This window comes from Nocardioides sp. Root190, assembly GCF_001428565.1.
In the GTDB taxonomy this organism is placed as follows: Bacteria; Actinomycetota; Actinomycetes; order Propionibacteriales; family Nocardioidaceae; genus Nocardioides.
Genome location: NZ_LMIA01000008.1, coordinates 360202 through 384146 on the forward strand (window position 1 = coordinate 360202; position 23945 = coordinate 384146).

General features: G+C 70.6%; 25 protein-coding genes. 13 read left to right on the forward strand and 12 right to left on the reverse strand.

Annotation, left to right across the window (positions count from 1 at the left end; all coding sequences use genetic code 11):
• Positions 1–40: 40 nt before the first annotated feature.
• The 3 genes from ASE01_RS08145 to ASE01_RS08155 all read right to left on the reverse strand — a co-directional run bounded on the left by ASE01_RS08145 (position 41) and on the right by ASE01_RS08155 (position 2181).
• Positions 41–934, reverse strand: a complete 894-nt coding sequence (locus ASE01_RS08145) for a glutamate ABC transporter substrate-binding protein (RefSeq protein ID WP_056749672.1) — start codon at positions 932–934, stop codon at positions 41–43.
• Between the two features lie 37 nt (positions 935–971).
• Entirely contained in the window at positions 972–1712 is a 741-nt protein-coding gene (locus ASE01_RS08150) for an amino acid ABC transporter ATP-binding protein (RefSeq protein WP_056749673.1), read from the reverse strand.
• A gap of 79 nt (positions 1713–1791) precedes the next feature.
• Positions 1792–2181, reverse strand: coding sequence for a hypothetical protein (locus ASE01_RS08155; RefSeq protein WP_056749674.1), 390 nt, complete (start codon positions 2179–2181; stop codon positions 1792–1794).
• A 71-nt stretch (positions 2182–2252) separates the two neighbouring features.
• Between ASE01_RS08155 and miaB the strand changes: the two genes are divergently transcribed.
• Entirely contained in the window at positions 2253–3752 is a 1500-nt protein-coding gene (miaB, locus tag ASE01_RS08160; protein ID WP_056749675.1) for a tRNA (N6-isopentenyl adenosine(37)-C2)-methylthiotransferase MiaB, read from the forward strand.
• A gap of 27 nt (positions 3753–3779) precedes the next feature.
• The gene (locus ASE01_RS08165) at positions 3780–4511 is read left to right on the forward strand and encodes a peptidase E (RefSeq protein ID WP_056749676.1); all 732 of its coding nucleotides are present in this window, start codon (positions 3780–3782) and stop codon (positions 4509–4511) included.
• A 19-nt stretch (positions 4512–4530) separates the two neighbouring features.
• On the opposite strand, the gene ASE01_RS08170 is transcribed toward ASE01_RS08165, so the two are convergent.
• The 3 genes from ASE01_RS08170 to ASE01_RS08180 all read right to left on the reverse strand — a co-directional run bounded on the left by ASE01_RS08170 (position 4531) and on the right by ASE01_RS08180 (position 5542).
• The gene (locus ASE01_RS08170; RefSeq protein ID WP_056749677.1) at positions 4531–4785 is read right to left on the reverse strand and encodes a hypothetical protein; all 255 of its coding nucleotides are present in this window, start codon (positions 4783–4785) and stop codon (positions 4531–4533) included.
• 63 nt (positions 4786–4848) lie between these two features.
• Positions 4849–5331, reverse strand: coding sequence for an NUDIX hydrolase (locus tag ASE01_RS08175; RefSeq protein ID WP_056750135.1), 483 nt, complete (start codon positions 5329–5331; stop codon positions 4849–4851).
• 7 nt (positions 5332–5338) lie between these two features.
• Positions 5339–5542: an antitoxin gene (locus tag ASE01_RS08180; protein WP_056749678.1), complete on the reverse strand. Its 204-nt coding sequence runs from the start codon at positions 5540–5542 to the stop codon at positions 5339–5341.
• A gap of 71 nt (positions 5543–5613) precedes the next feature.
• Between ASE01_RS08180 and miaA the strand changes: the two genes are divergently transcribed.
• Entirely contained in the window at positions 5614–6534 is a 921-nt protein-coding gene (miaA, locus tag ASE01_RS08185; RefSeq protein ID WP_056749679.1) for a tRNA (adenosine(37)-N6)-dimethylallyltransferase MiaA, read from the forward strand.
• Positions 6535–6695: 161 nt separating this feature from the next.
• On the opposite strand, the gene ASE01_RS08190 is transcribed toward miaA, so the two are convergent.
• From ASE01_RS08190 to ASE01_RS08200, 3 genes are read right to left on the reverse strand one after another with little or no spacing between them, the layout of a single operon-like run.
• Positions 6696–8120, reverse strand: a complete 1425-nt coding sequence (locus ASE01_RS08190) for a phytoene desaturase family protein (RefSeq protein ID WP_056749680.1) — start codon at positions 8118–8120, stop codon at positions 6696–6698.
• Positions 8117–9976 (reverse strand): DUF3556 domain-containing protein, encoded by a 1860-nt coding sequence (locus ASE01_RS08195; RefSeq protein WP_056749681.1) that lies wholly within the window; start codon positions 9974–9976, stop codon positions 8117–8119. The genes ASE01_RS08190 and ASE01_RS08195 overlap by 4 nt, the downstream gene beginning before the upstream one ends.
• Before the next feature lie 3 nt (positions 9977–9979).
• Positions 9980–11470, reverse strand: a complete 1491-nt coding sequence (locus ASE01_RS08200; RefSeq protein ID WP_056749682.1) for a class I adenylate-forming enzyme family protein — start codon at positions 11468–11470, stop codon at positions 9980–9982.
• A 175-nt stretch (positions 11471–11645) separates the two neighbouring features.
• Between ASE01_RS08200 and ASE01_RS08205 the strand changes: the two genes are divergently transcribed.
• From ASE01_RS08205 to ASE01_RS08240, 8 genes are all read left to right on the forward strand, one after another.
• Complete coding sequence (locus tag ASE01_RS08205; RefSeq protein ID WP_056749683.1) at positions 11646–12926, forward strand: PucR family transcriptional regulator; 1281 nt, start codon at positions 11646–11648, stop codon at positions 12924–12926.
• Between the two features lie 19 nt (positions 12927–12945).
• Entirely contained in the window at positions 12946–13842 is an 897-nt protein-coding gene (locus ASE01_RS08210) for a helix-turn-helix transcriptional regulator (RefSeq protein ID WP_056749684.1), read from the forward strand.
• Complete coding sequence (locus ASE01_RS08215; RefSeq protein WP_056749685.1) at positions 13839–14393, forward strand: dihydrofolate reductase family protein; 555 nt, start codon at positions 13839–13841, stop codon at positions 14391–14393. The genes ASE01_RS08210 and ASE01_RS08215 overlap by 4 nt, the downstream gene beginning before the upstream one ends.
• Positions 14394–14795: 402 nt before the next feature.
• Positions 14796–15140, forward strand: a complete 345-nt coding sequence (locus tag ASE01_RS08220) for a GIY-YIG nuclease family protein (protein WP_056749686.1) — start codon at positions 14796–14798, stop codon at positions 15138–15140.
• Between the two features lie 138 nt (positions 15141–15278).
• A complete protein-coding gene (locus ASE01_RS08225; protein ID WP_056749687.1) occupies positions 15279–15911 on the forward strand; it encodes a pyridoxamine 5'-phosphate oxidase family protein in 633 nt (210 codons plus the stop codon).
• Entirely contained in the window at positions 15898–16734 is an 837-nt protein-coding gene (gene dapF, locus ASE01_RS08230) for a diaminopimelate epimerase (protein WP_056749688.1), read from the forward strand. Before ASE01_RS08225 ends, dapF begins: the two co-directional genes overlap by 14 nt.
• A gap of 73 nt (positions 16735–16807) precedes the next feature.
• Positions 16808–17584, forward strand: coding sequence for an SDR family NAD(P)-dependent oxidoreductase (locus ASE01_RS08235; protein WP_056750138.1), 777 nt, complete (start codon positions 16808–16810; stop codon positions 17582–17584).
• A gap of 93 nt (positions 17585–17677) precedes the next feature.
• Positions 17678–19273, forward strand: coding sequence for an alkaline phosphatase D family protein (locus tag ASE01_RS08240; protein ID WP_200958781.1), 1596 nt, complete (start codon positions 17678–17680; stop codon positions 19271–19273).
• A 3-nt stretch (positions 19274–19276) separates the two neighbouring features.
• On the opposite strand, the gene ASE01_RS08245 is transcribed toward ASE01_RS08240, so the two are convergent.
• The gene (locus tag ASE01_RS08245; protein WP_056749690.1) at positions 19277–19927 is read right to left on the reverse strand and encodes a vWA domain-containing protein; all 651 of its coding nucleotides are present in this window, start codon (positions 19925–19927) and stop codon (positions 19277–19279) included.
• Positions 19928–19960: 33 nt separating this feature from the next.
• Positions 19961–20368, reverse strand: coding sequence for a hypothetical protein (locus ASE01_RS08250; RefSeq protein ID WP_056749691.1), 408 nt, complete (start codon positions 20366–20368; stop codon positions 19961–19963).
• A gap of 128 nt (positions 20369–20496) precedes the next feature.
• On the opposite strand from ASE01_RS08250, the gene hflX reads away from it, so the two are divergent.
• Positions 20497–22005: a GTPase HflX gene (gene hflX / locus ASE01_RS08255; protein ID WP_056749692.1), complete on the forward strand. Its 1509-nt coding sequence runs from the start codon at positions 20497–20499 to the stop codon at positions 22003–22005.
• A gap of 57 nt (positions 22006–22062) precedes the next feature.
• Here the strand turns inward: hflX and ASE01_RS08260 are convergent, their stop codons facing one another.
• Positions 22063–23097, reverse strand: coding sequence for a hypothetical protein (locus ASE01_RS08260; RefSeq protein WP_235535914.1), 1035 nt, complete (start codon positions 23095–23097; stop codon positions 22063–22065).
• A gap of 132 nt (positions 23098–23229) precedes the next feature.
• Between ASE01_RS08260 and ASE01_RS08265 the strand changes: the two genes are divergently transcribed.
• The gene (locus ASE01_RS08265) at positions 23230–23904 is read left to right on the forward strand and encodes an SGNH/GDSL hydrolase family protein (RefSeq protein WP_162260281.1); all 675 of its coding nucleotides are present in this window, start codon (positions 23230–23232) and stop codon (positions 23902–23904) included.
• Positions 23905–23945: the final 41 nt, after the last annotated feature.

Here is a 23945-nt window from a genome sequence, read left to right on the forward strand (position 1 = left end):
ACCCGCATCCGCGGATGGTGCTCAGGTCAGGCGCAGGAGATCAGGCGCATGGGTCCAGGGCCGGCGGGTCCGGCACCTCGACGCCGGAGGGCCCGAGGGTGATCTCGAAGGCCTCCGCCCAGCCGCCGTCGTCGAAGGAGGCGGTCAGCACGTCGTTGATCCACTCGCACATCTCCGGCTCGGCCTTGCTGTAGCCGACACCGATGTTCTCCTCGGAGAAGGTCTCGCCGACCACCTTGAGCTGGCCCTCGTTCTCGGCGGCGAAACCGGCGAGGATCGTGCCGTCGGTGGACATGCCCTCGACGGTCCCGTCGAGGACCTTCGCGACGCACTCGGAGTAGCTGTCGAAGCCGACGCCCTTGGCGCCCTTCTCGTCGATCCGCTCGATCGAGGTCGAGCCCGTCACCGAGCAGACCTCCTTGCCCTTGAGGTCCTCGATGCTCTCGACGTCGCTGTCGGCCTTCACGAGCAGCTGCTGGCCGGTGACGAGGTAGGGACCGGCCTGGCCGACCTTGAGGCGGCGGTCCTCGGTGATGGAGTAGGACGCGAGGACGAGGTCGACCTTGCCCTGCTCGAGGAACGGCTCGCGGTTGTCGGAGATCGTGACCTCCCAATTGACGCCGTCGCCCTCGGGGTCGATGCACAGGTCGGCGACGAGGAGCTTGGCGATCTCGATGTCGAAGCCGCTGGGCCGATCGTCGGTCGCGCCCTCGAAGCCCAGGCCGGGCTGGTCGTCCTTGTGGCCGACGTTGATCTTGCCGGCCGCGGCGAGCTCAGCCATGCGCGAGCCCTCCTCGAACTTGTCGTCGCAGTCGTCCTTGGCCTCGACCTCGACGCCTTCCTTGTCGTCGCTGCCGGCGTCACCGCAGGCAACCAGCGCGGTGGCGGCGAACAGTCCCACCGCCGTTGCTGCGAATGCTTTCCTGATGCGCATCTACTGCTCCTTTGCTTTGGCCCGAGGGAACGAGCGGTCAGTGCTTGAGGATCTTGCCGAGGAAGTCCTTGGCCCGATCGCTCTGGGGGTTGGTGAAGAAGGATTCTGGGTCGGCGGTCTCGACGATCCGGCCGTCGGCCATGAACACGACACGGTTCGCGGCCGTGCGGGCGAAGCCCATCTCGTGGGTGACCACGATCATCGTCATGCCGCGCTCGGCGAGGTCGACCATGACGTCGAGGACTTCCTTGATCATCTCCGGGTCGAGCGCGGAGGTGGGCTCGTCGAAGAGCATCACCTTCGGCTCCATCGCGAGCGCGCGAGCGATCGCGACGCGCTGCTGCTGGCCGCCGGAGAGCTGGGCGGGGTACTTCGAGGCCTGGTGGCCGACCCCGACCCGGTCCAGCAGCTCCTGCGCCCGGGTCTCGGCCTCGGCCTTCGACTGCTTGCGGACCTTGATCGGTCCGAGCGTGACGTTCTCGAGGATGGTCTTGTGGGCGAAGAGGTTGAAGCTCTGGAACACCATGCCGACGTCGGCGCGGTGCGCGGCGAGCGCCTTGCCCTCCTGCGGCAGCGGGGCGCCGTCGACCTGGATGTCGCCCTTGTCGATGGTCTCGAGCCGGTTGATCGTGCGGCACAGGGTCGACTTGCCGGAACCGGACGGGCCGATGACCACGACGACCTCGCCGCGCGCGACCTCCAGGTCGATGTCCTGGAGCACGTGCAGCTCGCCGTACCACTTCTGCACGTCGACCATCTGGACCAGCGGCACCGTCATGCTGGCCGAACCTAGTCCTGAAGGACTGGATCGGCTAGTACCACGGTCCTACGAGACCAATTCGTGACCGTTCGTGCGCTCAGACGATGGCGGGCAGCAGGCTCAGCGAGAGGCCGAGCACGATCGCCGCGACGGCGAGCGGCACGACGAGCCGGCCGGCCGTCGTGGGGCCGACGGGCTGGTCCTCGGCCGTCAGGTCCATGTCCCTGCGCCACTCGGCCTCCTCGAGCTCCCACTGCGTCTCGGGCGTCACGGCGCGCAGGGTGGCGCCGATCGCCTGCAGGAAGAGGGTGAAGGTCCCGCCCGCCACGGTCAGGACGGTGAGGATCGCGCGGACGCCCCGGGTGTCGGTCCCGAACATGAGTCCGGCACCGAGGAGCACCGCCACCACGAGGGCGAGGATGCTCAGGATGCTGCCGATGACCTCGTTGTTGCGGGCGACGAAGCCTGAGGGAGCGGTGTCAGCCATGGGCCGACCTTATTCGACCGCTCCCATTCGATTGGGGTGGGCAGCCCCGGGAGCCGTAACCTTGAGCGGTCATGACCAGCACTCCGACGCAGCCGAGGACCTACGAGGTCCGCACCTACGGGTGCCAGATGAACGTCCACGACTCCGAGCGCCTCTCCGGGTTGCTCGAGGGTGCGGGCTACGCCGCCGCCACCGAGGGCGAGCAGGCGGACGTCGTCGTGTTCAACACCTGCGCCGTGCGCGAGAACGCCGACAACAAGCTCTACGGCAACCTGTCCCACCTGGCGCCGATCAAGGCCGCGAACCCCGGTCTGCAGATCGCGGTGGGTGGTTGCCTGGCCCAGAAGGACCGCGCCACCATCACCGAGAAGGCGCCGTACGTCGACGTCGTCTTCGGCACCCACAACATCGGCTCCCTGCCGGCGCTGCTCGACCGGGCGAGGGTGCAGGAGGAGGCGCAGGTCGAGATCCTCGAGTCGCTCGACGTGTTCCCCTCGACGCTGCCGACCAAGCGTGAGTCGGCGTACGCCGCCTGGGTCTCGGTGAGCGTCGGCTGCAACAACACGTGCACGTTCTGCATCGTCCCGGCGCTGCGCGGCAAGGAGAAGGACCGCCGCCCCGGCGAGATCCTCGCCGAGATCGAGGCGCTCGTCGCCGAGGGCGTCTCGGAGATCACCCTGCTGGGCCAGAACGTCAACGCGTACGGCGTCGAGTTCGGCGACCGGCAGGCGTTCTCCAAGCTGCTGCGGGCCTGCGGTGCGATCGAGGGCCTGGAGCGGGTCAGGTTCACCAGCCCGCACCCGGCCGAGTTCACCGACGACGTCATCGAGGCCATGGCCGAGACGCCGAACGTGATGCCCAGCCTGCACATGCCGCTGCAGTCCGGCTCCTCCAAGGTCCTCAAGGACATGCGCCGGTCCTACCGGCAGGAGAAGTTCCTCGGCATCATCGAGCGGGTACGCGCCGCGATGCCCGATGCCGCGATCACCACCGACATCATCGTCGGCTTCCCCGGGGAGACCGAGGAGGACTTCCAGGAGACCCTGAAGGTCGTGCGCGAGGCCCGCTTCTCCGGCGCGTTCACCTTCCAGTACTCCAAGCGCCCCGGCACCCCCGCCGCGACCCTGCCCGACCAGGTCGCCAAGGCCGAGGTGACCGACCGCTACAACCGGCTCGTCGAGCTGGTCAACGAGATCACCTGGGCCGAGAACCAGAAGCTCCTCGGCCGTGAGCTCGAGCTCATGGTGGCCGAGGGCGAGGGACGCAAGGACGCCGCGACGCACCGCCTCTCGGGTCGCGCCCCGGACAGCCGGCTGGTCCACTTCGAGGCCGACTTCTCCGCCGTCGAGGGCGCACCCCGTCCCGGCGACATGGTGACCGTCGAGATCACCCACGCCGCCCCGCACCACCTGGTGGCCGACGGACCGGTGCGCGCGTTGCGTCGTACCCGCTCCGGTGACGCGTGGGAACGACGTACGGCCGAGCCTGCGGCGACCTCGGCGAGCGTGGGTCTCGGGATGCCCGCGATCGGCGTTCCCGACGCGCTCCCCGAGGCTCCGTCCTGCGGTTGATCCCCGTCGTGGGCTAGATTCGATGCGATGCCAGCGGATGAACCAACCATTCTCGCAACCTCGGGCGGCATCGTTCCCGGCGCACGAACGCGCTGGTCGGTCGGCCCGCTGACCCGTCATGCCGTGGACCTGGCCGGAGTGAACGGGCGGGCGCCACGGGTGTGCTTCCTCGCGACGGCGTGCGGTGACGCGCCCTCGGTGATCCGGGACTTCTACGACATGGCGCAGGTCGCGGGCTTCCGGGCCAGCCACCTGCAGCTGTTCACGATGCCCAACATCGAGGACGTCCGCGGCCACCTGCTGGCCCAGGACGTGATCTGGGTCTGGGGTGGCAGCGTCGCCGGTCTGCTCGCGATGTGGGAGCTGCACGGCGTCGACCAGGTCATGCGCGAGGCCTGGGAGTCCGGCGTCGTGCTGACGGGCGTCTCCGCAGGGTCGATCTGCTGGCACACCGGTGGCACGACGGACTCATTCGGCCCGGACCTGCGCCCCATCACCAACGGGCTCGGACTGGTCCCCTTCTCCAACGGCGTCCACTACGACTCCGAGGAGCAGCGACGTCCGCTGTTCCAGAAGCTCATCGGGGACGGCGTGCTCCCGTCCGGCTACGCCACCGACGACGGCGTCGGCGTGCTCTACCGAGGCTCGTCGTTCGCGGAGGCGCTCACCGAGACCGACGGCAAGGCGGCGTACTTCGTCGAGCGCACCGCTGACGGCGGCGTGGTCGAGACCAGGCTGGCGACCCGCCGGATCCGCTGAGTCCCCATCCGCCGTCTGCTCAGGCGGGGGACTCCTGCGTCGGAGGCGGCTCGGGGTTGCCCTTGGTCGCTTCGGTCTCGGTGTCCTCGCCCTCGAGCGCCTCCACCGGGATCTCGTCGGTCGCCGGGTTCGTACGCGGGTCGGGGTCGTGGGGCTCGGTCGAATAGGCGCCGTCGCCACCGACACCCTCCATCGCGTTGGGCCCACCCGGAGGCGGTGCCTGCGGCTCGGCGACGGGCTCCGGGGGAGGGGGCAGCTTCTGGTCCTCGCTCATGCACGGGTGGTGCCCGTTGGTGGAGCGTTCAACCGGCGGGTCGACGGCGTGTCGGACGAACTCTCAGAACCCCGCGTGGCTCAGCGCGGGGAGGTCACCCCGGCGGAGGCCATCGAGCACGATCCGCTCGTGCGGGACGACCGGATCGGGGAGGTCGTCGAGGGGGAACCAGCGCAGGCCGGCGCACTTGGCCGGCTCCACGATCCGCGGTTCGCCGGTCCAGGAGCGGGCGGTGAAGAAGAAGTCGATCCGCTCGTCGATCGGGAGGTCGCGGGCCGTGCGCTGCATGGCGGTCGCGAAGACGAGGTCGAGCGCGCTCACGGCGATCTCCTCGAGGGCTTCGCGGTGAGCCGCCTGCTCGGCCGTCTCGCCGCGCTCGACGTGCCCCGCGGCCGCAGCCGCCCAGTGGGCGTCCATGTAGCCGGTGCCCTGACGCAGCTGAAGGAGGACCTCCGTGCCTTCCTCCCCCTCGCGGAGGAGGAAGACGTAGGAGGCGGGGACGACGACGAACCGGACCTGGCCGGTCACGGGGTCGGCCACACTCATCGGCACATCACTTGATGTCGTCGTCCTTGCCGTCGAGGCCGTCGAGCGCGTCCTTGGCCTTGTCGACGCCGGTGTCGATCTTGTCGTCGTACTTGCCGCCGGTCTTGTCGGAGGCGAAGTCGGCGGCCTTGTCGAGACCGTCGCTGATCTTGTCGCCCTGGCTGTCGACGGCGTCGCTCAGCTTGTCCTTGGCGTCATCGAGAAATCCCACGAGAAAACCCCCGTTGCTGGATGTGGGCGACCCGCTCCGGGCCACCACGAACACCTTGCCAGACTAGTGCCATGTCCGATCCGTCGTCCCCGCCGATCATCGCGATCGTCGGACCCACGGCGAGCGGCAAGACCTCGCTCTCACTCGACCTCGCCCAGGCGCTGGGTGGGGAGATCGTCAACACCGATGCGATGCAGGTCTACCGGGGCATGGACATCGGTACGGCGAAGCTCCCGGTCGAGGAGCGCAGGGGCATCCCGCACCACCTGCTCGACACCCTCGACGTGCAGGACCCGGCGACGGTGGCGCACTTCCAGGCCTGGGCGCGCGCCGCCATCGCCGACATCAGGTCCCGCGGCGCCTCGCCCGTGCTCGTCGGCGGATCGGCGCTCTACACCCGGGCCATCCTCGACCGCTTCGAGTTCCCCGCCACCGACCCCGAGGTCCGCGCGCGCCTCGAGGCCGAGCTCGACGAGGTCGGCAGCGCGGTGCTCCACCGACGCCTCCTCGACCTCGACCCGGTCTCGGGGGAGCGGATTCCCGCCGAGAACGGGCGGCGCATCGTCCGCGCCCTCGAGGTCATCGCGATCACGGGCGAGCCGTTCAGCACCGGCCTGCCCGAACCGGAGTACGCCGACCCGGCGACCGTCCAGATCGGCGTCGCCATCGAGCGCGACGTGCTGGAGGCGCGGATCCGCCTGCGCGTGCGGGAGATGTTCGACGCCGGCCTGCTCGACGAGGTCGAGCGTCTGCTCGGCGAGGGTCTCGCCGAGGCCCGGACCGCCTCGATGGCGATCGGGTACCGCCAGGCGAGGGCCGTGCTCGATGGGTCGATGACGTTGGACGAGGCCGTCGATCGGACCGTCATCGCGACCCGGCAGTTCTCCCGCCGTCAGATGGCGTGGTGGAAGATCGACCCGCGCATCACCTGGGTGGAGCACGACGACCCGGACCGCGTCGCGAAGGCGCTGGACGTCGTTCAGCGGGGCTGACCTGCTCCCGTCTCCCGGCGGATGTCATGCGATGTGGCTGCTCGGGTGACCAGTTCGTATGACTTCCCCGCGGTGACCGGGCCGACCTCGGCGGACGTCATGCGATGTGGCTGCTCGAGCGACCAGTTCGTATGACTTCCCCGCGGTGACACGGCCGCCCCTCACAGCCGCTTCAACGCCGACTCCGCAGCGTTGAACCCCGCCATCCCGTGCACGCCGCCGCCGGGCGGTGCGGCCGAGGAGCAGAGGTAGACCCCGTCCACACCGAGCGTGTAGGGGTCGAGAGCGGGGCGGGGACGGAACGCGATCTGCCGGGCGGTGTTGGCGCCGGCACCGATGTCGCCGCCGACGTAGTTGGCGTTGTAGGCCTCGAGCTCGGCAGGACCCCGGGTCGAGACGGCGAGGATGCGGTCGCGGAAGCCCGGGGCGAACCGCTCGATCTGCGCGATGACCGCCTCGGTGGCGTCGCCGGTCCACCCGTGCGGGACGTGGGCGTAGGCGTAGATCGGGTTGGCCGTGCCGCTGGAGCGTGACGGGTCGATGACGTACTGCTGGCCGAACAGCACGAACGGCCGCTCGGGCATCTCGCCGCGCAGCGTCATCGCCTCGGTGGCGACCAGCTCGTCCGCGGTTCCGCCGAGGTGCAGGGTGCCCGCGCGTCGGCAGTCCGGGTTGGTCCACGGGACGTCGCCCTCGATCGCGAAGTCCACCTTGAAGGACCCCGGTCCGTAGGTGACGCGTCGCAGGGCCCGCTGGATCCGAGCCGGCAGCCGGTCGCCGACGATCTCGAGGACCCCGGTCGGGGCGGTGTCGAGCAGGACGACGTCGGGTGCCCTGCCGGTGAGGTCGCGGAGCTGGTCGAGCGAGGTCACCCGCACGCCCGCCTGCGCCTTGCCGCCGTACGACGCGAGCTCGGCCAGCAGCGCCCGGGTGATCGCCTCGGTGCCGCCCTGCGCCACCGGCCAGCCGACGGCATGGGCGGCGGCGGTCAGCATCATGCCGATGGAACCGGTGAGCGGGGTGTCGAGGCGGCCGAACTTGTGCGCCGCGACGCCGATGAACAGGGCCCGCGCGGGCTCGTCCCGAAAGCCCTTGACGAGCGTGGTGGCGGGCAGGACTGCCCTGGCGCCGAAGCGCGCCATCGTGACCGGGTGGCGCGGAACGTGCACGACGGGCCCGAGGACCTCGGTGATCAGGTCGTCGAAGTTGCGCACCGCCGGCTCGAACAGCCGCAGCCAGCGGGCCTCGTCGACCCCGAGGGCGGCGGCCGAGGCGGCGAGGTCGCGGGTGGCGAAGCCGGCGCGACCGTCGTCGAGCGGATGGGCCACCTCGACCTCGGGCCACATCCACCTCAGGCCGTGTCGCTCCAGGCCCAGCGAGTTGAAGAAGGGCGAGGCGACACCGGTCGGGTGGAACGCCGCGCAGTCGTCGTGGAGGACGCCGGGCAGCGTCAGCTCGCTGGTGCGGGTCCCGCCGCCGAAGCGGTCGTGGGCCTCGAGCACGGTCACGTCCACGCCCGCCTGGGCCAGTCGGATCGCGCCGGCGAGCCCGTTGGGTCCGCTTCCGACGACGACGGCAGAGGTCACGACACGGGATCCTTCCCTGTGGTCAGCGTTCCCTTGCGACGGTAGCCGTCGGCCGTCCAGGTCACCTGCAGCGGGATCGGGCCGTTCGGCAGCCACGGCTGCTCCTTGACGGCGTCGCGGACGTCCCACGTCCCCCGCTCGACCACGCCGAGGGCCGCGTCGATGACCCGGTAGTGCTGCGGGGTCCCGGTCCGCCACGGGGTGGCCTGCGCCTCGGCGTACACGGAGACCAGGTCGCCCGGGGCGAGGTTCAGCCGCTTCTGCACCGCTGCGACCAGGCGCTCGTCGTTGAGGTGCCCGTCGCCGAAGTTCCAGCCGAGCAGGATGTTGGACATGAACTCGCCCTCGCGGACGTTGCGGCCCTCGATGTCGTCGAGGTGCTCGTAGAGGACCGAGAAGAGGCCGCGCCCCTGGCTGTGCAGTGCGCGCCAGCCGTTGACCTTCTGCAGGGTCATCTCGGCGTCGTCCTTCTCGTAGGGCATCCCGAGCATCCGCTGGAGCTGGTCGAGCTGGGTCTCCACGCACTTGATCTCGTTGAGCCGCTCCTCGACGCCGGGGCGCATCGCCCACACCGCGGTCGCCCAGTTGCCGGCGTACTGGCGCATGCTCGGCAGGAAGCTGACCAGGTCGGGCCGCAGCGAGCCCAGGATCGGCGAGGCGGTGAGCAGGACGAACACGGGGACGAGCAGCAGCGGCTCGGAGAACTCCCAGATGTTGTAGGTGCTCGCGTCGAACCCGTCACCGAAGCCGCCCCACAGCACGATCGCGATGAAGCCGAAGAAGACGTTCCACTCCAACGGCACGGCCATGGGGAACGTGGACGTGATGTAGATGTGGAAGACGAGCATGGCCACGGCGGCGATCGCGGCGATCGTCGTGTTCGTCGTCAGGAGCAGCACCAGCGGGATGCCGATCTCGACGGCGGTCCCGTTGACGTGCGCCATGAACCAGGCGAGCCGGCCCGGGCGGAGGTCGCCGTTGGCGACGTCGCGGTAGTGGGCGTGCTTGATCGCGCTCGGCACCCCGGGGCTGTTGGAGACCATCGGCGGTACGACGTGCTCGAAGTGCAGGCCCAGCTTGGACGCGCCCGCGCCGATCCACACCACGCAGATGACGATCTTGAACACCATGACGAGGTTGACGAAGTCCGCATCGGTGGCGCCCTCCGCCATGACCAGGGCGCCGAAGGTCGCGGAGAAGAGCATGATCGGGAGGTACTGCTCGGAGCGGGCCGCGAGGAAGACGACCTTGTCGCGCAGACCCATCAGCGGCATCAGCACGAGGATCGGCACGAACGCGATCGGCGGCACCAGCTCCTGCGGTCCGGTGCCGAGGGGGAGGTGGGCGACCACCTCGGCCGGCACCAGCAGAGGCAGCGCCAGGGCCGCGAGGACGGCGACGTACAGGAGCACGTCGACGACGGTGCGCGTGTCGCCCCCGGTGAGCGGGACCTTGTCGCCCCAGGGCGCCATTCGGATCGTGCCCGGGCGCAGCCAGTACCGGATGTTGCCGAGGAACGGCATGAAGTGACCGCACAGGGGGCCGAACGCGCCGCCGAGGCCGATGACCTCCAGCAGCATCAGCCACACGGCGAGCTTCTGGTAGACCACGATCGAGTCGAACCACGTGCCCGGCTCGGTGAAGTGGACGTACTCGGTCGTCATCGAGGTGATGGCCAGGCCGACGGCGAAGTAGAGCCCGAGCATCTTGATGATGTAGATCAGCGTCAGCGCACGGGGCGTGCCGAAGCCGTCGTCGACCCAGTTGGTCGTCAGGACCCGGAGCCGGTCGCTCAAGGACATCCGGACGAACTCGGCCGGCGGCACCGGCTGCTCTGCGGGCTTGAGGAATCCCATTGCTCAGGCACCCTTTCCTGCGGTGGCGGCGAGGCGGGTGCGCAGGCCGGGCTTGTCGATCTTGCCGACGGGGTTCTTGGGGAGACTCTCCAGCACATGGACCGCCACGGGAACCTTGATCTTGGTCAAGTCTTCCCGGCAGCGCGCCAGCAGCGCATCGGTGTCGATGGTGGCGCCCGGCTCCGGGGCCACGAAGGCGATGGGCACCTCGCCGTACACGGGGTGGGCTCCGCCGACCACAGCCGCCTCCAGCACGGAGGGATCGCTGTGCAGGACGTTCTCGATCTCCTTCGGGTAGATGTTCTCCCCACCGCGGATGATCATGTCCTTGATCCGGTCGACGATGCGCAGGTAGCCGTCGTCGTCGAGGATCCCGACGTCGCCGGTGTGCAGCCAGCCGTCACCGAGCGTCTCGGCGGTCGCCTCCGGCCGGTTGAGGTAGCCCCGCATGACGTTGTCGCCCTTGATCACGACCTCACCGCGCTCGCCGTTGGGGAGCAGCGTCCCGTCGGGCGCCATCACGGCGACCAGCTGTCCGGGCATCGCAGGTCCGACGGTGCCGGGCTTGCGCAGGCCGTCGACCGGGTTGCAGGTCGAGGCGCAGGTGCCCTCGGAGAGCCCGTACCCCTCGACCATCGGGAAGCCGAACCTCTTTTCCACGGCGGCGAAGAGCTCGGGCGGCGCGGGAGCAGCGCCGCAGATCGCGAACCGCACCGAGCTGACGTCGGGCTGCACCTCGGCGGGGAGCGCGACCAGGTGGGAGTAGATCGTCGGCACCGCGGAGAAGAACGTCGGCCGGAACTCCTCGATGGCCCGCACGAACTCGACCGGGTGGAAGCGCTGCAGCACCGTGAGCTGGGCGCCCACGGACAGCGGGGTCAGGAAGCTGACGCAGATGGCGTTCACGTGGAAGAGGGGCAGGACCAGCAGGCAGTGGTCCTCCGCGGTGACGCCGATGGCCTCACCCATGCTGGCGATCATCGCGCCCACGTTGCCGTGGTCGAGCATCACTCCCTTGGGCTTGCCGGTCGACCCGCTCGTGTAGACGAGCAGCGCGAGGTCGCTGATCGGCGTCGTCAGCTCCGGCAGGGTGCCCGCGGGCGTCCGCGCCAGGTCGTCGACGGCGAGCACCGGCACGCCGGCGTTCCCGGCGCCCCCGGGATCGCTGGTGGAGGAGACGACCAGGGTCGCGCCGGAGTCACCGATCTGGTGGCCGGCCTCGGTCGCGGTGAAGGTGGGGTTGACCGGTGTGGCCGCGGCGCCCAGGCGCCAGGCCGCCATGATCGAGACGAGCAGCTCGACCCGGTTGGGGAGCATCACGGCGACGACCGAACCGGCGCTGACGCCGAGGCCGGCGAACTGCTCGGCGACGGCCTCCACCCGCTGGCCGAACTCGCGATAGGTCAGGGCGGTGCGGTCGTCGCGGACGCACGGCCTCTCGTCGTACGACGTCGGGCGGTGCCAGGGGAGCCAGGTGGGATCGATCGTGCTCATGACGCTGAGGCTAGGCCCGCGGATCCGCGGCGATCTTGGTGCCGGAGACCAAACTCGGTGGCCGGATTCGGCTCGGTGGTGGCAAGAACAGCCCGACGTGAGTCTGCGAGGATGGCGTGACGGTCGTCACCGATTGGTGCCGTGCCCCAAGTCGGCTACCCGGGGGAGACGGATCATGACGGACGCGGAGACCGAGCTCCAGGCGATCGCGGGCCTCCTGGCCGAGCGTCGGGTCGAGCTGACGGCGTTCCTCGTCGCGCAGTTCGGTGAGCGGATCCCCGAGCTCCCGCGCGACCCCAACCTGGTCGACCTGCTCAACGGCAGCGCCGGGTCCAACCTCGAGACGCTCGCGCATCTGCTGCGCGGACACGTGCCGATCGGCGAGATCAGGGCACCGGCCGCCGCCGTCGAGTACGCCCGCCGCCTGGCCCAGCGCGGCACGCCCCCGAGCGCGCTGCTGCGCGCCTACCGACTGGGCCAGCAGCTGATCCTGCGCTGGGCCGGTGGCGAGATCCAGGCGCGGGTGCTGGACCCGTCGGTCGCGCTGGCCACCAGTCAGCTGCTCACCGAGACGTCCTTCCAGTACGTCGACGCCGTCTCCGAGGACGTCATCGGCGCCTATCAGGACGAACGCGAGCGGTGGCTGGCCAACCGCAGTGCCGTGCAGCGCGAGACCGTCGATGCGCTGCTGCGCGGTGAGCGCGTCGACCTCGCGGCGAGCGAGGCGGCGCTCGGCCACCGGCTGCGTCAGCACCACCTCGGCGTCGTGCTCTGGGCCAGGGGCGGTGACGCGGACGCAGGGCTGGCCGACTGCGAGCGGATCCTGGGGCGCATCGCCGAACGTGTCACTCCCGGCGGCCACGCGCTCTTCGTGCCCCGCGACCGGGAGACCGCGTGGGGGTGGCTCCCGATCGGCCGGTCAGGCGACCTCGACGTCGCCGAGGTCGTCGCAGCGGTCGAGGAGACCGTGCGCGCGGCCGGCGGCAACGTGCGCGTCGCCGTCGGCGTACCCGAGGCCGGCGAGCCCGGCTTCCGCGAGACCCATGTCGGTGCGCTCGCCGCCCACCAGGTCGCCCTGCTGGGTGCTGCGGATGCCGGACCGGTCATCTCCTTCAACGATCCCTCGGTCCGCGCCGCCGCGCTGCTGGCCCGGGACCTGTCCTCCACCCGGTGGATCGTCAACCGGAGCCTGGGCAACCTGGCTGTCGACACCGATGCGGCCGGGCGCATGCGCGAGACCCTCCTCGCCTTCCTGGAGGACCGGGAGAGCTATGTCGCGACGGCGGCGCGGCTGCACCTGCACAAGAACACCGTGAAGTACCGCGTCGATCGCGCCGTCGAGGCCCGCGGCCGGCCCCTCGGCGAGGAGCGGCTCGACCTCGAGCTGGCCCTGGTCGCCTGCAAGTGGCTCGGTCCGGCCGTGCTGCGCAAGAACGGTCAGGCAGCCGCGCACTGATCCGGTCCAGACTGGTCGCATGACCGGTCGCGATCGCCTTCGAGAGCTGCTGGATGCCGTGCTCGACGAGGAGAACCGGACGCTTGGGCAGATGGCGGACGGGGCGTTCGCGTCGCCGTACCACTTCTCCCGGTTGCTCTCCCGTGACGTCGGCGAGGCGCCCGTGGCCCTGCGTCGACGGGTGATGCTCGAGCGCGCGGCCTGGCGGCTGCGTGGGGGAGCGACGGTCACCGAGACCGCCTGGGAGGCGGGATATGAGTCCCTCGAGGGGTTCAGCCGCGCGTTCACGCGGGCCTACGGCCACCCGCCGAGCGCGGACACCGACGCCCACGTCTGGCTGCCCGCGCCCAACGGCATCCACTTCCACCCGCCCATCAGCCTGTGGGTCCACAGCACGGAGCAGACCATGAACCCCGTCACCGACCAGCTCGTCCGCCATGACCTCGACGACGTGCGTGAGCTGATCGAGCACGCCAAGGCGCTGAGCGTCGAGGACTGGTCGGCGGTGCGGATGCCCGGCCACCAGGTCGCTGCCTGGGAAGGGCCGGAGGAGTCGATCGCGGCTGTCCTCGAACGCGCGGTCTTCGCCAAGGAGGTCTGGCTCGCGGCGATCGAGGGCACCGACTTCCCGGTCGTCGATCACGCTGCCGATCCGGTCGCGCTCCTCGCCCGCCAGGAAGCGGTCGCAGGTCGCTGGCTCGCCGTCGTCCGCGACATCGACCGACGCGGTGCGTGGGACGACCAGATCATCGACGCACTGTGCGATCCGCCCGAGTCGTTCGTGCTCAGCAGCATCGTGACGCACGTCCTGACCTTCAGTGCCTACCGCCGCCAGCTCTCCCGGATCTGGCTGCGCACCGCCGGTGTCGACCTCGACGACGGTGACCCCATCAACTGGATGCGACGAGACCGATGACCCGAACCGTGTACTACACCGCCACCACGCTCGACGGCTTCATCGCCGATCCGGACGACTCGCTGGACTGGCTGATGCGCCAGGCCCAGGAGGACGGCGGCGCACAGAACTACGAATCCTTCATCAAGGGCGTCGGTGCCGTCGTGATGGGCTCCACGACCTACGAGTGGGTCCTCGCGCACCTCGAGAAGTCCGGCGAGGCGTGGTTCTACTCGCAACCCTCGTGGGTGATGACGACCCGCGAGCTCCCCGTCCTCGAGGGCGCCGACGTGCGCTTCGCGTCGGGCAGCGTCGCCGACGTGTACGACGACCTGCGCACCGCTGCCGGCGACCTGGACATCTGGGTGGTCGGTGGAGGGGACCTGGCCGGGCAGTTCGCGGACGCCGGCCACCTCGACGAGATCGTGGTGTCGATCGCCCCCGTCGCGCTCGGCGCCGGCCGACCGATCCTGCCGCGCCGCCTGGAGCTCCGGCTGGTCGAGACCGCGCAGAACGGTGCCTTCGTCACCGCACGCTACGAGGTCGACGGGATCCTGCTCGAGGACCGCTGACCCGTTGGTCGAGGAGGTCGCGCAGCGACCGTCTCGAGACCCCCTGCTCCGGTGCCGGTACTKGMCSGGCRGGTTGGGTGCACCGCGGAGGTCGCGCAGCCTGACCCGTTGGTCGAGGAGGTCGCGCAGCGACCGTCTCGAGACCCCCTGCTCCGGYGCCGGTACTGGACGGGCGGGTTGGGTGCACCGCGGCGGGTGGTCTCGAGACGGCCGCGGGCGGCCTCCTCGACCAACGGGMCGAGTCATCTGACCGTCTCGAGCCCCCTTCTCCGATGCACCCCACAGGCCCCACAGGACTCCGATTCGTCCCCTCGTGATCGCGTCTCTCGACGAGGGACGAGTTCTGCACAGGGTGCCCGACAGCGGCTGGATCCTTCGGCGCCGTACGCGCAAGGTCGCCAGATGCCATGGACATACATCGTCGAGTGCGCGGACGGATCGTTCTACGTCGGGAGCACCTGGGATCTCGAGCGGCGCATCGGCGAGCACAACGAAGGTCTCGGCGCGGCCTACACCCGGCGCAGGTCCCGTCGACCGGTTCACCTGGTGTGGGCCGCGGACTTCCACCGCATCGAGGACGCCTTCCGGTTCGAGAAGCAGGTGCAGGGATGGGGCAGGGCGAAGCGGCTCGCGCTGATCGAGGGCCGCTGGCACGCGCTGCCGTTGCTCGCCAGTCGTGGACACGCCGGGACGCAGCTGCGGCGTGAGGCGCAGGCGGAGGACGCGAGGTCTCGTGCGGCCGAGTGATCTGCCCGCCCCGAGACCCCTTGCTCCGGTGCCGGTACTKGCCCGGCGGGTTGGGTGCACCGTGGCGGGTGGTCTCGAGACGGCCGCGGGCGGCCTCCTCGACCAACGGTGCTGGCCCGCACCGCCTAGGCTTGAGCGGTGACCTGGACCGAGATCTCCGACGACGCGGCGCTGACTGCGCTCCTCGGTGAGCCCACCGCCGCGGCGCGGGGCAAGGAGCGGTCCACGCTGACCGATGTCGATCGCGACTGGCTCGCGTCCACGCCGTTCTGCTTCCTGGCGACGGCCGACGCGGAGGGTCGCTGCGACGTGTCGCCGAAGGGCGATCCAGCGGGCCAGCTGGTGCACGTGATCGACGAGACCACCATCGCCATCGCGGAGCGTCCCGGGAACCGTCGCGCCGACGGCTACCGCAACATCCTCGCGAACGGCCAGGTCGGCCTGAACTTCCTGATCCCGGGCCGCGGCGACACCCTGCGCATCAACGGCCGCGCCCGGCTCGTCAGCGAGGCGCCTTTCTTCGACGACCTCGTGGTCAAGGGCCACCGGCCGCTCCTGGCGGTCGTCGTCGAGATCGAGACGGTCTTCTTCCACTGCGCGAAGGCGTTCCTGCGCTCGCAGCTGTGGCACCCCGAGACGTGGGAGCCGGAGGCGATCGTGCCGCGTCGCGCCGTGCTGGCACAGCGCCTGGAGCGTCCGGAGACCAGCATCGAGGAGCTCGACGACTACTACGGCCAGAGCTACGAGGAGCGCCTCTATGTCCAGCCCTGACGCGTCGTACCCGTTCCTCAAGGGCCACGGCACCGAGAACGACTTCGTGCTGCTGCCCGACCACGACTGCAGCGTCCACGGCGACCTGCCCGCCGAGCGGGTGCGGGCGCTGTGTGACCGTCGTGCCGGGATCGGTGGCGACGGCGTGCTGCGCGTCGTCCGCTCGAGCCACTCGAGCGACGGCGGTGCCGAGTGGTTCATGGACTACCGCAACTCCGACGGATCGATCTCGGAGATGTGCGGCAACGGCGTCCGTGTCTTCGGTCGCCACCTCGCCGAGCAGGGCCTGGTCGACCCGTCCGCGCCCGTGCCGGTCGCCACCCGCGCCGGCATCAAGGTGCTGAGCTTCGCGGGCGGCACCGCCGACGGCGAGATCACCGTCGACATGGGCATCCCGAAGGTGCTGGAGCAGACCGAGGTTTCGATCGACGGTCGGACGTGGTCCGCGCTTCACGTCGACATGGGCAACCCCCACGCGGTCGCGTTCGTCGACGACCTGGCCGACGTCGGTCACCTGCTCGACGCGCCGGTCCACGACCCGGGCGTCTACCCCCACGGCGTCAACGTCGAGTTCGTCGTACGACGCGGGCCGCGCCATGTCGCGATGCGGGTCCACGAGCGCGGCTCCGGTGAGACCCGCTCCTGCGGGACCGGCGCCTGCGCCGTCATGGTCGCCACGGCCCTCGCCGACGACGCTGACCGCGACACCGACTACCGCATCGACCTGCCCGGCGGGACGCTGCGCATCTCCTGGACCGCTGAGGACCGGGTCCTGATGACGGGCCCGGCCGTCGTCGTGGCGTCGGGCACCACCGACCTCTGAGCCGGCCCCGGCCCGTCTCTGACAGTGACACCGTTGGTGTCACCGTCCCCGTCGCGCCCCTATGCTCCCGATCATGGAACTCACCGGATCTTCCGCCATCGTCACCGGAGGCGCGTCGGGCATCGGCGCCGCCGCTGCCCGCCAGCTCGCTGCCAAGGGTGCGACCGTCATCGTCGCGGACCTGCAGGCCGACAAGGGCGAGGCCCTCGCCGCCGAGATCGGCGGCGTCTTCGCGCTCGTCGACGTCACCAACACCGAGCAGATCGCGGGCGCCGTCAAGGCCGCTGCCGAGATCGCGCCGCTGCGTGCGGTCGTCAACTCGGCCGGCATCGGCTGGGCGCAGCGCACGATCGGTCGCGACGGCCTGGTTGAGTCGGCCCACTCGCTGGAGGCCTTCACCAAGGTCATCCACATCAACCTGATCGGCACCTTCGACATGGTCCGCCAGGCCGCGACGGCGATGAGCCTGAACGAGCCCGACGCCGACGGCTGCCGGGGCGCGATCGTCAACCTCGCCAGCGTGGCTGCGTTCGACGGCCAGATCGGCCAGGCGTCGTACTCCGCGTCCAAGGGCGGCGTCGTCGGGATGACCCTCCCGGTCGCCCGCGACCTCTCGGCTGCCGGCATCCGGCTCAACACGGTGGCGCCGGGCCTGATCGACACCCCCATCTACGGCGAGGGCGAGGCAGCCGACGCGTTCAAGGCCAACCTCGGCCAGAACGTGCTGTTCCCCAAGCGTCTGGGCACTGGCGACGAGCTCGCCTCGATGGTGCTGGAGTGCCTGACCAACTCGTACATGAACGGCGAGGTCATCCGCGTCGACGGCGGCATCCGGATGCCCCCGAAGTAGTTCGGCTCCGACGACCAAGTCGTCGCACGGACTTCACCCGCGCGTCGGCCGGCGAACCCTCGCCGGTCGGCGCGCGGCGCTTTTCTGGTGGTCGTGACGCTGCTCTGGGACGACCAGGACCGACTCGGCGAGCTGCGGGTCGGGCGCCGGACCTCCATCGTCGCCGGGCTGTCCGGCGTCTCCGTCCTCGGCCTCGCCGACCGGTGGCCGAGCTTCGTGGAGCGACGACGGGACCTCACCACCGGCGTCCGCAGCGGCGAGGTGACGACGGACTCCGCGGTGATCTGGTCGCGCGCGCTCGTGCCGAGCCGGCTGATGGTGCGCCTGTCCAGCAACACCCGGGTGCTGCGGACGGTGCGTGGGCAGTGGGCCGACCCGCGCACCGACCTGACCGCCCGCCTCCACCTGCGCGACCTCGCACCCGGACGCGAGTACGACGCCGAGGTGTGGTTCGAGACGCCGGAGGGGGAGCGGAGTGCGCCGCAGTCGCTGACCTTCTCCACCGCGCCGATCCACGCCGCCGCCCAGTCGATCGTCTGGTCCGGCGACACCAACGGGCAGGGCTGGGGGATCGACCGGTCGCGGGGCGGGATGACGGCGTACCGCACGATGCTCGACCTGCGACCCGACCTGTTCGTCCATGTCGGGGACACCATCTACGCCGACGAGCCGATGGAGTCCTCCAAGCTGCTGCTCGAGAACGGCACCACCTGGCAGAACGAGCTGACCGAGGAGGTGCTGGTCGTCGCCGAGACCCTCGAGCAGTTCCGCGGCCGGCACCGCTACCCGCTGCGCGACGACAACGTCCGCGACTTCAACGCCGCCGTGCCCTCGGCCGTGCAGTGGGACGACCACGAGACCTGCAACAACTGGTGGCCGGGTGAGGTGATCGACGACGACCGCTACACCGAGCGCCATGCCGACGTCCTGGCCGTGCGGGGTCGCCGGGCCTGGCAGGAGTACCAACCCGTTCCCGTACGACGCCTGGTTCCCGCCGGCGGCGACGGCTTCGTGCCGCAGCGGCTCCACCGCCGGATCCCGCGCGGCCAGCACCTGGACCTGTTCCTGCTCGACATGCGCAGCTTCCGGGGGGCGAACCCGGCCGCCGACCCGCGTGATGCCCGGGCGCCGCAGGGGCTGCTGGGCAGCGAGCAGGAGGACTGGCTGATCGCGAGCCTGCGGCGTTCGACGGCGACCTGGAAGGTGATCTCCATCGACCAGCCGCTCTCGGCTCCGGCCCGCCGCCTGCACGACCTCGACGGGGTGTCGAACGGCGACGGCGGCCGGCCGGTCGGGCGCGAGCCCGAGATCGGGCGGGTGCTCTCGGCCATCAAGAAGCACGCGATCAGCAATGTCGTCTGGATCACCGCCGACGTCCACTACACCGCGGCGAACCACTACGCGCCCGAGCGCGCTGGCTTCACCGACTTCGACCCGTTCTGGGAGTTCATCTCGGGGCCGCTCCACTGCTCGCCGTTCACGGCGCGTCCCGACGAGCTCGACCGGACCTTCGGGCCGCTGGTTCACTTCTCCCACGGCAAGGAGGAGTCGCTGCCGGTGATGATCGCGCCGCGACCCGACAACCAGCACATCGGCCACCTCGCGATCGCTGCCTCCGGCGAGCTCACCATCAGCTTGTACGACGGCGGGGGGACGGTGCTGTGGCAGCGCACCCTCGAGCCGGCCTGAGCATCACTCGACGCGCGAGCGCTCCTCGCGGGTGTAGCCGTCCATCATCGGGGCGGGTGCTCCGGCGGCGGCGACGCTGCGGTCGCCCCGCAGCTTGCTCAGCTTCTGCGAGGACATCGCCATCACGTCCTGGCTCTTGCCGCGGCCGTAGGTGACCGAGGCGTCGGCGGAGACGCCGAGGCTGGCGCCGACCTCGATGGCGTCCTGGTCGGCTCCCATGTACAGGAACTGCCAGGCGTAGTCCTTGGTCTGCTGCTCGACGAGCGCCTTGATGGCCGGGTGCGTCCACTCCTGGCTGGCGTTCTCGTGACCGTCGGTCATCACCGCGACGATGACGGTGCCGGGGCGCTCGTCGTCGCCGAGGGCGGCCAGGGAGGTGCCGGCCGTGGTGATCAGCCGGCCCATGGCGTCGAGCAGGGCGGTGGAGCCACGCGGCTGCAGCTGCAGCGCCGGAACCTCCTCGACCGGCAGGTCGGAGAAGACGAGGTCGTACTCGTTGTCGAACTGGGCGAGGGTGACCCGGCACTCGCCGACGGCAGCACGCTGCTCGGCGATGAAGGCCGCGAAGCCACCCTCGGTGTCGGCCTTGATGGACTGCATCGACCCGCTGCGGTCGAGCAGGAAGTAGAGGTGGGTGAGGTCGGCTCGGGTCATGGGATCCTCCGTTTCCGGGCGCGGTGGCGCCACTCAGGTGGTCCGACGCGGCTTGAACCGCATCGGCGCCGGGGTCGCGGCGGGTTGCCGCTGTTGGCCTGTCTCCAGGTCGTACTTCGCACGTTCGACACCAGCGGCCGTCACCCGGCCCCGCTCGTCGGCGTACGCGGCGAGGCTGCGGGTGCGGGCCAGGCGAGGACCGACGGCGTTCTCGGTGAGACCGGCCTTCGCCCCCGCCCCACGCAGGGACGCCTGGCCGCTCAGCACCGCCGTGGCCATCGCCTCGTCGATCAGCTCGGCGAGCTGGTCGGCCGCGTGGCGAAGGTAGGGCAGGGCTCCGACGGAATCGAGACCCTCGGCCTGGTCCAGGGTGGCGCGCACCGCCGTCAGGCTGCCCGGTGCCTCCGGACCTGTCCGGTCGCCTCGCGTGGTGTCGTTCATGGAGCCATGGTGCCGCACAAACTGCGGACACGCAAGTAGTGCGGCAGCGCAGGTACTGCGGCCTTGGCGTCCGGCGAGCGTAAAACGGGAAGCATCCGTGGGCTGCCGTCGTTACTCTGAAGACGCCTATGACGAACCATGCTGAAGACTTCACGCTCGCTGCCGCTCTCCGTGCCACCGAGGGTTGGGACGACCCCGACGACCTGGTGGACCCCGACAACCCGGACGACACCTGGGAGTCCGGGTACGCCGCCGACGACCCCGAAGACCTGACCACCGGCGAGATGGATCTCGCCGCCCGTCACGAGCTGCGCCGCGTCGCCGGTCTGCGCACCGAGCTCGAGGACATCACCGAGGTCGAGTACCGCCAGCTCCGCCTCGAGCGGGTCGTCCTCGTCGGCGTGTGGACCGAGGGCTCGATCCAGGACGTCGAGAACGCCATGGCCGAGCTCGCGCTGCTGGCCGAGACGGCGGGCTCCGAGGTGCTCGACGCCATCTACCAGCGCCGCCAGACGCCCGACCCCGCGACCTACATCGGCCGCGGCAAGGTCGAGGGACTGCGCGAGATCGTGCAGGCGAGTGGCGCGGACACCGTGATCTGCGACGGTGAGCTCGCCCCCTCGCAGCTGCGCAACCTGGAGGACAGGGTCAAGGTCAAGGTGGTCGACCGGACCGCGCTGATCCTTGACATCTTCGCCCAGCACGCGAAGTCCAAGGAGGGCCAGGCCCAGGTCGAGCTCGCCCAGCTCAGCTACATGAAGCAGCGCCTTCGTGGGTGGGGTGGCAACCTGTCGCGCCAGGCCGGCGGCCGCGTCGGCGCCGACGGCGGCGGCATCGGTGGCCGTGGTCCCGGTGAGACCAAGATCGAGACCGACCGTCGTCGCATCAACGACAAGATCGCCAAGCTCCGCCGGGAGCTGAAGCTGATGAAGGGGACCCGCGACACCAAGCGCCAGGGGCGTCGGCGTCACGAGATCCCCTCGGTCGCCATCGCGGGCTACACCAACGCCGGCAAGTCGTCCCTGCTCAACCGGCTCACCGGTGCCGGGGTCCTGGTCGAGGACTCCCTGTTCGCCACGCTGGACCCGACCACTCGTCGTACCCAGACCTCGGACGGGCGCATCTACACGATGAGCGACACCGTCGGATTTGTCCGGCACCTGCCGCACCAGCTGGTCGAGGCGTTCCGCTCGACCCTGGAGGAAGTGGCCGACGCCGACCTGATCGTCCACGTCGTCGACGGCTCCCACCCCGACCCCGAGGGCCAGCTCGCCGCGGTGCGCGAGGTGCTCGCCGACATCGACGCCAGCAAGATCCCCGAGCTGGTCGTGATCAACAAGATCGATGCCGCGGACCCGCTCGTGGTCGACCGGATCCGTCGCCGCGAGCCGCACTCTGTGGCTGTGTCCGCCCATACGGGCGAGGGCATCGCCGAGGCCATCGCTGCGATCGAGAACGACCTGCCGCGACCGCGCGTGGAGTTCACCGCCCTGGTGCCCTACGCCCGAGGCGACCTGATCGACCGCATCCACAAGGACGGCGAGATCAGCGAGATCGAGCACACCGCCGACGGGACGCACATCTCCGGTCGGGCCACCGAGGCCCTCGCCGGGGAGCTGGCCGCCTACGCCGTCTGACGGCCGCGTCGCACCGGGCGGGATTGCTCGTTCTGCGGCCGGAAATGAGCAATCCCGTCAGGTACGTCGGCGATGGGCAAGCCAGCGCGCGGCCTGCTCGCCGCTGAGCGCGCGACGACGGGCCACCGTCGACGTGTCGACCCACCACGCCGGCTGGTCCAGGGTCCACCGACGGGGTCCGGTTCGCGCCCGAGCACGGTCGTGAGCGGCGTCGAGTCGGCGCAGGAAGGCCTGGTCCTCGCCGTGACCTCCGATCATCGTGACGACCTCGATACCGGCGCCCCGGGCTGACTCCTGGCGGCCGAGGTCGTGCCTGCGGCGTTCGCGTCCGGCGTGCACGTCCCCGTCGTACTCCCCGGCCACACCGCTGACGGGGTCGAGGACATCGGGGGTGAACAGGTGGTTGCCCGCATGGTCGAAGACGGCGGCATTGCAGAGAAGGCGTGCCGGGCGATGGTCTGCCCAGAGCTTGCGGAGCCGGACTTCCTGCGGCGACCAGGCGTTCTCGTTGCCGGCCGCGATGGCTCGCCGGAGGCGGAGCGTGCCGGGGCGGGAACCGAGCCGATCGGCATAGGAGGCGAGGGCGCCGAGGTCGATGAGGTCGTGGAAGGCCGCCATGTCGACGTGCGTCATCGCCATGAGATCGGTGCGAGCCTTGCGTGCCTCGTAGCTCACGGATCGTTCGGGCACCGTGATCGGCAGGCCGTCGACGGTGAGCACGTCGTCGTCGAAGAGCCAGTCCTCCGAGAGGGTGACGCCCTTGCGTGGTCGTGCGGTGCCCCGGTCGCCGACCGCGACGGGAACGGGGAGCATCGTACGACCGTCGTCGGCGACGCCGTCGAACCATCTGGGCGCCAGCCAGGCAAGCGCAGCCCATCCGGTCGCCGCACTCCCCTCGGGCAGGCAGGCCACCGCCTCCACGATCCGCTGCTGCACTCGGCTGCCGTCGACGGACGACGGCACGCGGTGTGCCGGGCCGGCGCTGCGCCACGTGCGTCCGCGGGCCTGCCCGACCGTCGGTCCGGTGACCCCGGCTGGGTCAAGGCGCACGGGCACGACGATGCCGGAGCGCGTCACGGTGAGCCAGGACATGCCCGACAGGATGCGTCCTGATGGCCGCACGGAGGGCGGTTCTCCACAGGCCGTGGGCGGCATCACCTGCGGGATTGCTCGAACTCACGCGAAAACCAAGCACTTTCGCCCGGTACGACGGATGATTCCTTCGTGACTCGGCGCCGCCTCCTTCTTGCTGTTCTCGTGGTCCTCGCCTCTGTCGGGGTGACCACGACGGTGCTGGCGCGCGCCGGGGCGGGTCCGGACCGGTGCGGTGTGCGCGCCGACCGTGCCGCCCAGCGCGCCGAGCTCGTGACCGGAACCGGCCCCGAGGTGCTGGTCGTCGGCGACTCCTACTCCGTCGGGGTCGGCGTGGGCTCGGCCCGTTCGTGGCCGGTGCGACTTCCCGGTCGGGTGCGCGTCGACGGGTTCTCCGGGAGTGGCTTCAGTGTCGGCGCCAGCGCCTGCGGCGACCTGTCCTACGCCAGCCGGGTCGAGCGCTCGCTGCGTCGTACGACGGACCTGGTGGTCGTCGAGGGCGGGCTCAACGACCATGACCAGCCGATCGCCGACGTCGAGGCGGGCGCCGAGCGCCTGCTCGACCGGATCGGGGCGACCCCCGCGCTGCTCGTCGGTCCGCCCGTGGTGCCGGACCGCTCGCGCGCGGCCGTCCAGGAGATCGACGCCACCCTGGCCCGCGTCGCCTCCGAGCGCGGCGTGCCCTACCTGTCGATGCTCGAGGTCGACCTCAGCCTGCTGGAGGACCGACTGCACCCGGACCGGGCCGGACACCGTCGCTTCGGTGACGTGGTGGGCGAGCGGGTCGAGGCGCTCCTTGCCCGCTGACGCCTGTGGAGGGGCGCGCAGGATCGTCGGGTCGACCCTCT